The following is a 5570-nucleotide window of genomic DNA, read 5'->3' as shown; positions in this document are numbered from 1 at the left end:
GCTCCCGATGAACGGGAGCCCGGCCGGCGTCCGAACGCCGAGAAGGCGACCGAGACGACGGCTGCGGCGTCCCGCCGCGGTGCGCGGCGTCGCCCGGCACGCCGACGCCGGCGCGGACGGGTGCCCGACCTCGCGGTGGTGCTGGTCGGCCCGATGGCCGCGGGCAAGACGAGCCTCGGCCGTCGCCTGGCCCGCGAGCTCGGGGTGCCGTTCGTCGACACCGACGCGGTCTTCGTCCGCGAGCACGGCGCCATCACCGAGTTCTTCGCGGCGCACGGCGAGCCCGAGTTCCGCCGCATCGAGGCCGAGGTGATCGCGGCGCAGCTCGCCGAGCCCGGCGCCCGCATCGTCGCCCTCGGCGGCGGGGCCGTGCTGCACCCCGAGACCCGGCAGCGGCTCGCGGCGCACCCCGTGGTGCTGCTCATGACCACGGAGCGCGCCGTGCTGCGCACCGCCAATCTGTCGCGCCGGCCCCTGCTGCGCGACGATCCGGGCGCGTGGGGGCGCATCCTCAAGGAGCGCAAGCCCCTCTACGACGAGGTCGCCGACGTGACCTTCCGCACCGACCGCGCCACCAAGGAGCAGCTGGCCGTGCGCGCCGCGGAATGGGTGCGCGCGCAGGGCCGCAAACGAGCGGCCGAGCAGGCCAGGAACCGCAGCAGATCCGAAGGAGAGTCCGAGTGAGTGAACCGTCGAGCGAGTCGTCCGTGACCACCATCGAGGTGACCGGGGACGCCGACTATTCGATCTCGGTGGGACGGGGGATCCTCGATCGGGTGCCCGAGGCCCTCGGCGACCGCGTCGCGAAGGTGCTCATCATCCACACGCCGACCGTCGGTCGCTTCGCGGACGAGCTCCGCAACTCGCTGCAGGAGCGCTACGGCCAGGTCCTGCTGGCCGAGGTGCCCGACGCGGAGTCGGCCAAGCGCATCGAGGTCGCGTCCTTCTGCTGGGGAGTGCTCGGCCAGGCCGACTTCACGCGCTCCGACGCGATCATCGGTCTGGGCGGCGGCGCGGTGACCGATCTCGCCGGCTTCGTCGCGGCCACCTGGCTGCGCGGCGTGCGCCTCGTCCAGATCCCGACGACCGTGCTCGGCATGGTCGATGCCGCGGTCGGCGGCAAGACGGGGATCAACACCTCCGAGGGGAAGAACCTCGTGGGCGCGTTCTACGCGCCGCACGCGGTCATCTGCGACCTCGCCCTGCTCGACACGCTGCCGCGCAACGAGATCCTCGCGGGCTTCGCCGAGGTCGCCAAGTGCGGCTTCATCGCCGAGCCCGAGATCCTCGATCTGCTCGAGGCCGACGTCGACCGCGCGACCGATCCGCAGACCCCCGAGTTCCGACGTCTCGTCGAGCTGGCCATCGGGGTCAAGGCCCGCGTGGTCTCCGAGGACTTCCGCGAGGGCGGCCTGCGCGAGATCCTCAACTACGGCCACACGCTCGGCCACGCGATCGAGCATGCTGAGCGGTACCAGTGGCGCCACGGCGTCGCGATCTCGATCGGCATGATGTACGCGGCCGAGCTCGGTCGCATGGCGGGATCCCTCTCGGACGAGGCGGTGGAGCGGCACCGCCGGATCCTCTCCTCGCTCACGCTGCCGCTCTCGTACCCCGCCGGCCGCTGGCCCGGGCTGCTCTCGGCGATGCAGCGCGACAAGAAGGCCCGCGCGGGCATGCTGCGATTCATCGTGCTCGACGACATCGCGAAGCCGCGCGTGCTCGCCGGTGTCGACGAGTCGGTGCTGCAGTTCGCGTACCAGGAGATCGCGAACTAGCGAGCGGACGCCCGCAGCGGTCGGGCACGACGAAAGGCGGAACGCATGGGTGCGTGGGGAGTCTCACCGTGGGACACCGACGGGGCGGCGGACTGGTTCGCCGCGGTGTTCGCGGGTCTCGACATGGACGCGCACATCGCGGACGCGTTCCAGTACGACGACGACTACGATCGCGTGCGAGCGGCGTGCTACCTGCTCGCCGTGCTCGGCCGCAGCACAGTGTGGCCCGGGGACCTCGAACGATTGGACGCGCACCTCGAGCGCGGTATCGAGCTGCTGACCTCGATGATCGAACCCGACTCCGAGTTCCTCGAGCTCTGGGAGGACGATCCCGAGGTCGTCGTCGCCGTGCGCGCGGAGATCGCGCAGCTGGAGGCACGCCTCGACGGCGAAGATGAGGGCGATGAGGACGCGGACGAACTGTGAGTTCTCCCGCGTGACCGTATGTGACATGCAAGATCTTCTGTGAGTTCGCTGGGCCGATAGGTTTTCGGGAAGACCCGATCGGGCGCCGACCGGCGCCCCCGAACCTCCTGGAGCCCCGATGACGCTTCGACGACGACTCGCCGGAGGCGCTGCCCTCCTCACCGCCCTGGCGCTGCTCACGGGCTGCGCGAGCGGGGGGAACGATGCACAGGGGAGCAGCGAGTCGGCTGCGGATGCGCCGAAGATCACGTTCCTGTACTCGCCCTATGCCGACTACGCGCCGTTCTTCCTCGCCGAGAAGAAGGGCTACTTCGAGGACGCCGGTCTCGACGTCGAGCTCATCTCGAAGAGCGGCAGCTCGGGAGAGACCTACCAGCAGGTCAGCACCGGCAGCATCACGGCCGGCGGTGCGACCTGGGGCGCCGGCCTGTTCAACGCGACCAAGGCGGGCACCTCGATCTCGGTCATCGCGAGCGTCTCCAAGATCCCGTCCGAGGGCAAGAACCCCGCGCCGCTGATGGCCTCGGAGAAGTCTGGGATCACCGATGCCAAGGATCTGAAGGGGAAGAAGATCGGCATCCCCGGCGACGGCGGTTTCGGCATCTACTCGGTGGCGCTCGCCCTGAAGTCGGTCGGGCTGGGCCTCGACGACGTGAAGCTCGTCAACCTGAGCCCCGGGGACATCCCGCCCGCGATGGCGAACGGCTCCATCGACGCGAGCTGGACCATCGAGCCCATCTCCTCGGCCATCGCGCAGAAGAAGATCGGTCACGAACTGCTCGGGGTCGACTACCAGTCGGGCGTCGAGCTGGGCGCGCTCGTGTTCAACAGCGACTACGTGCAGAAGCACCCGAAGGCCGTCACCGCCTTCACCGCGGCGTACCTGCGCGCGGTCAAGGAGCTCGAGAACGGGGGCTGGAAGGATCCGGCCGACCAGAAGATCATCGCCGAGTACACGGACCTGCCCGTCGAGACGCTCCAGTCCATCGGTCTGACCCGCCAGGATCCCGAGGGTGCGATCGATTGGAAGGACGTCGCCCGGCAGGAGCAGTTCTTCCGCGACCGCGGAGCGCTCGAGTTCGACGGCGACTCCGGTATCGAGAAGATCTTCCGCAAGGACATCCTGCAGCAGGCCGTCGCGGATTCCGAGAAGCAGCCGAGCGCGAGCTCGTGAGCACCGGCATCTCGATCCAGGGGCTCTGGAAGGCGTTCCCGAGCGCGGAATCGAAGGACGAGGTCCTCGTCGCCGTGGAGGACGTCTCGCTGGAGGTCCGCGAGAACGAGTTCGTCTGCGTGCTCGGCCCGTCGGGCTGCGGCAAGAGCACGCTGCTCCGCGTGGCCGCAGGCCTCGAACAGGCGAGCCTCGGCTCCGTCACCACCGAGAGCCGGCCGTCGGTCGTGTTCCAGGAGCACGGCGTGTTCCCGTGGCTCACCGTCGCGGAGAACGTCGCGTACCCGCTCAAGCTGCGCGGCGTCCCGCGAGCCGAACGCCGGGAACGCGTGCGCGAACTGCTGCAGCTCGTCGGTCTCACCGAGTTCGCGAGCTACTACCCGGCCCAGATCTCGGGCGGCATGCGTCAGCGGACCTCGGTCGCCCGTGCGCTGGCCGACGACGGGAACGTGCTGCTCATGGATGAGCCGTTCGGTGCGCTCGACGAGCAGACCCGCGTCGCGCTGCAGCAGGAGCTGCTGCGCATCTGGGAACGGACCTCGAAGTCGGTGCTGTTCATCACGCACAGCGTCGACGAGGCGCTCACCCTGGCGGACCGCGTGGTCGTGATGTCGCATCGGCCCGGCCGCATCATCGCGGAGATCGAGATCCCGTTCGGGCGCCCGCGCGACATCATCGAGCTGCGCCGCGATCCCCGGTACGGCGAGATCACCTACCAGCTCTGGAACCTGCTGGAGCACGGCACCGAACAGGGGGAGGCCGCGTGACCGCGCAACTGGAGCAGACCGGACCGGACGAGACCCGGCGTCTGCTGGTGGACGCCGTCCGCGCCGAGCGCGGATCCGCGTGGGTGCGCCGGATCGGCCCGTACACGCCGCTGCTGCTCATCCTGGTGTGGGAGCTGCTGAGCCGGGTCGGGGTGCTCGATGCGCGCTTCTTCCCGCCTCCCTCCTCCATTGTCTCCACCTTCGTGAAGATGCTGCTCGACGGGGTGCTGCTCGAGCACACCGCCATGACCCTGTCCCGCATCCTCATCGGCTTCGTGCTGGGTGCGGTCCCCGGGGTGCTCCTGGGTGTGCTGCTCGGAACCGTCCGGCCGCTGAGGCAGCTGCTCGAGCCGATCTTCTCGAGCCTGCTGCCGATCCCGAAGGTCGCGATCTTCCCGCTGCTCCTGCTCATCTTCGGCCTCGGCGAGACGAGCAAGTACGTGATCGTGGCGATCGGCGTCTTCTTCTACCTGTTCTTCAACACCATGAGCGGGGTCATGCAGACGCCGCCGCTGTACGAGGACGTGGCGCGGGCGAACGGCGCCTCCCGCCTGCAGCGCTGGTTCACGGTGTCCTTCCCATACGCGCTTCCGTCGATCTTCACGGGCATGAAGCTCGCGACCGGCGGTGCGTTCGTGATCATCGCGGCCTCGGAGTTCGTGGGATCGCAGAGCGGGCTGGGGTACCTCATCTGGAGTTCCTGGTCGACGTTCGCGGTGTCCAAGATGTACGTCGGGATCGTCACGATCTCGGCGCTCGGCTACGCCGCCACCGCGCTGGAGGGCGTCATCGAGCGCCGCGTGGTGCCCTGGGTGAAGTACTGATCGTGCCGCAGCGACAGGAACACCAGCCCGACCGGACGATCGAGCTGGCCTTCGCCGAGCTGGTCGCGCGGATCGAGCGTACGATCGCTCCGTTCGCGGGACCCGGCACGGGCTTCGCGGACGAGGACGCGCGCCGAGCCGCCCGCTGGATCGCCCGAGCCGAGGCGCTCGGCCTCCCCGGTTTCGGCGTCGCGATGCTGGCGCGGGATCTGCGGTCCGCCGCGCTCGTCCGTCCGGCCGGCCCGGCCCCCGGGGGAGCCGGAGACGGGGCCCGAGCGCTGTCGAGCATCGTCGCGTCCGGGATCCCCGGACCCCTGGCGCTGGCGCGCGCCGCGCGCGAGGCCGCTGCCGCAGCTGCCGTTCACGGTATCGGAGCGGTCGCGCTGCGGGAGGTCGGAGCGCTCGGGGTACTCGGCCTGGCGGTGCGCGAGCTCGCGCTCGGCGGTCTCGTCGCCCTTGCGGTCGCTCAGGCACCGGCCGCGGTCGCGCCGTGGGGTGGGACGGCCCCGGCGATCGGCACGAACCCCATCGCGTTCGCCGCCCCGCGCTCCGATGCAGCGCCGCTCGTCGTCGATTTCGCGACCTCGCGCGCGACGCTCGCGGC

The 5570-nt window shown here is 70.2% G+C and carries 7 protein-coding genes; all 7 read left to right on the top strand.

The window, feature by feature from the left end; translation table 11 throughout:
* Positions 1–684: shikimate kinase (locus tag XM48_RS00270; protein WP_052961198.1), on the top strand; the 684-nt coding region annotated here is incomplete at its 5' end.
* Positions 681–1778: a 3-dehydroquinate synthase gene (gene aroB, locus XM48_RS00265; RefSeq protein WP_046453768.1), complete on the top strand. Its 1098-nt coding sequence runs from the start codon at positions 681–683 to the stop codon at positions 1776–1778. The genes XM48_RS00270 and aroB, both read left to right, overlap by 4 nt.
* Positions 1779–1823: 45 nt before the next feature.
* Positions 1824–2204, top strand: coding sequence for a hypothetical protein (locus XM48_RS00260; RefSeq protein WP_046453767.1), 381 nt, complete (start codon positions 1824–1826; stop codon positions 2202–2204).
* Between the two features lie 118 nt (positions 2205–2322).
* Positions 2323–3378 carry an ABC transporter substrate-binding protein gene (locus XM48_RS00255; RefSeq protein ID WP_052961197.1) on the top strand — a complete coding sequence of 352 codons (1056 nt, stop codon included), beginning with the start codon at positions 2323–2325 and terminating at the stop codon, positions 3376–3378.
* A complete protein-coding gene (locus XM48_RS00250; RefSeq protein WP_046453766.1) occupies positions 3375–4142 on the top strand; it encodes an ABC transporter ATP-binding protein in 768 nt (255 codons plus the stop codon). Before XM48_RS00255 ends, XM48_RS00250 begins: the two co-directional genes overlap by 4 nt.
* Entirely contained in the window at positions 4139–4966 is an 828-nt protein-coding gene (locus XM48_RS00245; RefSeq protein WP_052961196.1) for an ABC transporter permease, read from the top strand. The genes XM48_RS00250 and XM48_RS00245 overlap by 4 nt, the downstream gene beginning before the upstream one ends.
* A 2-nt stretch (positions 4967–4968) precedes the next feature.
* A partial coding sequence (locus XM48_RS00240; protein WP_197074100.1) for an Ldh family oxidoreductase occupies positions 4969–5570 on the top strand: 602 nt, incomplete at its 3' end.

The sequence above is a fragment of the Leucobacter sp. Ag1 genome (assembly GCF_000980875.1).
Lineage (GTDB): Bacteria > Actinomycetota > Actinomycetes > Actinomycetales > Microbacteriaceae > Leucobacter > Leucobacter iarius.
The sequence above is the reverse complement of the archived record's forward strand: the minus strand, read 5'-3'. Positions and strand labels throughout refer to the sequence as shown.

What these genes read in the sequence shown, in the direction of transcription:
- XM48_RS00260 (WP_046453767.1), top strand. Translation starts at nt 1,824, where the DNA reads ATGGGTGCGTGGGGAGTCTCACCGTGGGACACCGACGGGGCGGCGGAC.
- XM48_RS00255 (WP_052961197.1), top strand. Translation starts at nt 2,323, where the DNA reads ATGACGCTTCGACGACGACTCGCCGGAGGCGCTGCCCTCCTCACCGCC.